Source organism: Roseburia sp. MSJ-14, assembly GCF_018918225.1.
Lineage (GTDB): Bacteria > Bacillota > Clostridia > Lachnospirales > Lachnospiraceae > Petralouisia.
In genome coordinates this window covers 1-5,164 of record NZ_JAHLQD010000021.1, presented here as the reverse complement: position 1 = coordinate 5,164, position 5,164 = coordinate 1, and the positions used below count along the sequence as shown (strand labels likewise).

Here is a 5,164-nt window from a genome sequence, read left to right as displayed (position 1 = left end):
AGATGTGTATAAGAGACAGCGCGCCGATCTGATCAAGACGGCACCTGCACCATCTCCGAGGTCATCGGTACGCGTGACTCGATCATGACCTATTTGATGCATAAGGGGCTTGATCCCTCGATGGCGTTCAAGATCATGGAGATCGTGCGTAAGGGTAAATCCACCAAGCTGCTCACCGAGGAGCATCTGAACGCGATGAAGGAGCATGATGTGCCCCAGTGGTATATCGACTCCTGTATGAAGATCAAGTACATGTTCCCGAAGGCACACGCCGCCGCCTATATGATCTCGGCACTGAGGCTCGGATGGTACAAGGTACATAAACCGATCGAATTCTACGCGGCGTATTTTACCGTTCGTAATGATAACTTTGACGGCGCGACGCTGCTCAAGGGCCGTGACGCGGTACGCAATAAGATCAAAAGTATCGAAGAAAAGGGCTTTGAAGCATCCGCGAAGGATAAGGCTGAGGTTCCGATGCTCCAGATCATGAACGAGATGCTCGCGCGCGGTATCGAGGTACTGCCCGTCGACATCTACAAAAGTGAAGCGAAGAAGTTCGTGATTGAAGATGGCAGGATCCGTCTGCCGTTCTGCTCACTCACCGGAGTAGGGGAGAGCGCGGCGTTCTCGCTTGCCGAAGCCGCAAAGAAGGGAGAGTATCTCTGTATCGAAGATGTGATCACCCGCGCCAAGGTCAGTAAGGCTGTCATCGAAACGCTCAAGGAATGCGGCGCGTTCGGTGACCTTCCCGAAACAGCGCAAATGAGTCTTTTTTGATCGAAACCGATAGCATGAATTCTATTTGCTTATACAATTCATACAGTGATATCACGGCAGGATCAAGTGAACGTTGTGCGATTTCGAAAAATGTTGTTAAATTTGGGGTGATGTATTGAAAAATCCTAAAATAAAGAATATAATGATAGTGATACTATATACAACGCTGCTTATATTCTTTTTCATCCACATCAACGACGTTTTTTCCGTACTGAAAACGATCTTCACGGTTTTATCACCGGTCATGTACGGATTGGTGATCGCCTACCTGCTGAACTATCCCTACAAGGCGTTTCGCGATCACGCGTTCAAAAATATGGGAACCAAGCACCCTTGGTTGAAAAAGGTCAAAAAGCCGCTGTCCTTATTTCTCGCTTACACCATCGTATTCGGCATCGTGGCTTTTTTGGTGGGTACCCTGATCCCGGAGCTTTCATCCAGCGTTTCTACGCTGATCGATAACATCCCCGCGTATGAAAAGGCGCTAAGGTCGGCTTCCGACAATGCGGTCGATTTCATCAAGAATCTGACCGGTTATAATCTGTATGATTATGATAACTACAACAACCTGATCTCGATCGTCACCGGCAGCGATACGACCGAGTTCATCAAAAATATCGTGACCAATGTACTGCCCTCCGCTTTCAATACCGTACTCGGTATCGGAGCCGGACTGTACAATTGGATCATCGGTATCATCATCTCGATCTATCTGCTGTCGAGCAAGGAACGCCTGATCCGTCAGTTCAAGATCGTGGTCGTCGCTTATACACCGAAAAAGTTCTATAAAAGGCTGTTCAAGATCGGCGAAGTGTTCAACAAAAAATGCGGTCGTTTCATCGTCGGAAAGATCATCGATTCGATGATCATCGGACTGATGTGCTTTATCGGCCTTTCGATCTTCCGTTTCCATTATCCGCTTTTGATCAGCGTGATCATCGGCGTGTTCAATCTGATTCCGTTCTTCGGACCTATCATCGGCGCGATTCCAACCACCTTCCTGCTGTTGATCATCAACCCGATGGAGGCGCTCGGATTTGTTGTATTCATCATCGTGTTACAGCAGTTCGACGGCAACATCTTAGGTCCCAAGATCCTCGGCGAGACGGTCGGAATCTCCGGCTTCTGGATCATGGTATCCGTTATCGTCGGCGGCGGATTGTTCGGATTGCCCGGTATGCTGCTCGGTGTTCCGATCTTTGCGGCGATCTATACGCTGGTCGAAGAAGGCGCCCAAAGACGTTTGAAGAAAAAGCAACTATCAGCGAACGACGTTGCACCCGAGGTCGTTGAGGATTATCCCGAGGATACGCAAAAGCCCAAATCCAAGGAGCCTTCACTCCTCGATAAAGCGTCCGAGCTGTTTAACAATAAAAAAGGCAAATGAAGAATTTGTTTAATTAGGAGGTTTTAAAAATGCAAATGAAAAAAGTAGTTAGCTTGATCATGGTCCTTGTCATGATGCTGACTGTCGCGATCATCCCCGGCACTTTCTCTGCTGCCGATAAGGATGCCGCCGCGACCGCATCTCAGGACTATGCTCTTGCGCCCAACATCCAGAGCGGTAATATCCTGCACGCGTTCAACTGGCGCATGCGCGATCTCGTGAAGTATGCTCCCGAAATCGCCGCCGCGGGTTATACCACCGTTCAGATCTCTCCGGTTCAGTACACGAAGGCTACCGTTAACGATGGCTCTTACGCGACTGACTGGTGGTCTTTCTATCAGCCCAGAGATATGTCGATCGGTAACGCTCTCGGTACCGCCGCAGAAGTAGAAGAAGCTACTTCTGTTCTTCACAGCTACGGCGTAAAGGTTATTGCCGACGTCGTTACCAACCATGTACAGAACTGCGAGAAGAGAGTTGACACCACTGCCGTCAATTCCACTCTTAAAAGCTACACCCGTCGTTCCAATCTGCTCGACCATTCGAACATCGCCAACGACAACTCCCGCCAGAATCAGGTTCAGAACGACCTCGACGGTCAGCTTCCCGATCTGAACACAAGCAACAAGTCTTATCAGAACTATGTCATCAGCAGCCTGCTGAATCCGTTGTCCGACATGGGCGTTGACGGCTTCCGTTTTGACGCCGCGAAGCACATCGAGACTCCTTCCGACGGTAATCTCGCTTCCGACTATTGGCCCACCGTCACCAGCGCGATCAAAGCAAAGAACTCCAACTCTTATATCTACGGTGAGATCCTTGATCCCGCAGGTAAGTTCAGTATTTCCGCTTATACACCGTACATGAACGTTACTGACTTTGCGTATGGTAACACTGTTCGCGGCGCGCTGAGCAACAAGAACGCCAACAGCCTGATCAACTACGGTTTCTCCGGTTCTTCCAAGAATCAGAACGTACTGTGGGTTGAGTCTCACGATAACTTCTGCTCACAGGCTTCCACCGGTCTGACCAAGAAGCAGCAGATCCTCGGTTGGGCTGCCATCGGCGCCCGTAAAGACGCTCCCGCACTGTTCTTCATCCGTCCCAAGCACGAGCAGCTTGATTCTCCCGGCTTCATCAAGTACGATGATCTGATGGGTGCTCCCGGTTCTGCCGAGACATGGAAAGACCCGACTGTCGTTGCGGTCAACCACTTCAAGAACGCTTTTGCAGGCCAGGATGAGAACGTCACCGCAGATGGCTCCAAGCTGTTTGTACAGCGTGGCACCACCGGTATGCTGATCGTTGACCTGAACGGTTCTGCCGGCTCTGTCAGCAAGTCTTGCTCTATGGCAAACGGCACTTATACCGATCAGGTTTCCGGTAACAAATTCACCGTATCCAATGGTACTATCAGCGGTAACATCGGTTCTACCGGCGTTGCGGTCATTTACAACACCACTGCCGACAATTCCGCACCCGAGATCAAGCTCTCTTTGAACAATGTTGAGCTGACTCCCGAGGTTCTCAGCCGTTACACCGACGCTGAGGCTACCATCAAGGTCGACGTCAAGAACGCTACTTCTTATGACATCAAGGTTTCCAACCTCGCTGCCAAGACCGTTACCGACGCTTCCAAGACCTTCACTCTCAAGAGCACCATTCCTTACGGCAAGAGTGTCGATATCACGGTAACTGCTACCAACGGCAGTAAGACCGTATCCCGCACCTATAACATCAAGAAGAAGGACGCGAACGAGACCAAGAAGGTCTACTTCGATAACAGCGTCATGAAGTGGCCGTATGAGAATACTTCCGGTCAGCAAACCGTCGGTATCTTTGTCCTGTGCAAAACCGGCGTTGCTCCCTCCACCAAGATCGGTTCCTATGATTCCAACAAGCTGACTCCCGTTTCCGGTCAGTCGAATCTCTATTCGTTCACTGTTCCCGCAAACACCAAGTACGTCAAGTTCAACGAGGGCTACATCGGTTCTCAGTATACCGATAAGTCACATATGGACGCTTATGGACGCTGCCACCTGTTCCACAGCTTTAACGAGTGCGGCGGCTACTGCGGCCGTACCATGCCCGAGACGGTTGTCAACTTCGGTTCAGCTAACAGCGCTTCCAACCGTGAGAACGGCGGTTATGAGCTCGTCGGTTCGATGATCCTGCGTGACCTCCGCTTTGAGGATTACGGTGATTATCCCGTTGCGACTCTGACCAACGCTGACACTTCTCTGACCGCGGGCGCTGATGATCCTACTCAGGCTCCTACCGAGAAGCCCACCGAAAAGCCCGTTGGCAGACCGATCCTCCGCGGCGACGCAGATCAGGATACCATCGTTTCTATCCTCGATGCTACCATGATGCAGCGCCATCTGGCAAACGTCAAGAAGCTGACCGCTGACGGCGTTCTGGCAGCTGATATCGACAGCAGCGGTAATGTTGAATCGACCGATACCACTCTTCTCCAGCGTTTCTTAGCCGGTATCGGTAATCCGTATCATGTTAATGAGATCTTCTATGTAGAGGGCGACGCTCCCACACCCACAACCGCTCCTACACCTACTTCTGCACCGCAGCCCACAACCGCTCCTCAGCCCGATCCCACCGAGGCTCCTGAGCCTACTACTCCGGACGGCCCGATCACCTTCCTGCTTACCGATAACTTCGGTTGGGGCAGCGCGTATGTCTATGCTTGGGACGCTAACGGTACCGCCCTGTGCGGTGAGTGGCCGGGTGCTGCTCAGGCTGAGACCATCACAAACGGCTATGGCGAGACCCAGTTCAGATGTACTGTTCCCGAAGGCGCTGTCGGCGTTATCCTGAACAACGGTAACGGCGCTCAGACTGAGGACATCACTGATTTCGGTACTTATGAAGGCTACTGGATGGACGGCACCAAGAACAGCCAGGGTCACTATCTGGTCACCGGCTGGAATTCCTAAGTCCGATTTGATCGATCAACTTAACTGAATAAGCCAAAGGGGCTGT

At 51.3% G+C, this 5,164-nt stretch carries 3 protein-coding genes; all 3 read left to right on the top strand.

Going from position 1 to position 5,164, the window contains the following annotated elements:
- Positions 1-120 precede the first annotated feature (120 nt).
- Positions 121-780, top strand: coding sequence for a helix-hairpin-helix domain-containing protein (locus KQI83_RS09030; RefSeq protein ID WP_253295566.1), 660 nt, complete (start codon positions 121-123; stop codon positions 778-780).
- A 142-nt stretch (positions 781-922) separates the two neighbouring features.
- The gene (locus KQI83_RS09025) at positions 923-2,167 is read left to right on the top strand and encodes an AI-2E family transporter (RefSeq protein WP_186833407.1); all 1,245 of its coding nucleotides are present in this window, start codon (positions 923-925) and stop codon (positions 2,165-2,167) included.
- Positions 2,168-2,196: 29 nt separating this feature from the next.
- Positions 2,197-5,118 (top strand): alpha-amylase family glycosyl hydrolase, encoded by a 2,922-nt coding sequence (locus KQI83_RS09020; RefSeq protein WP_186833406.1) that lies wholly within the window; start codon positions 2,197-2,199, stop codon positions 5,116-5,118.
- Positions 5,119-5,164: the final 46 nt, after the last annotated feature.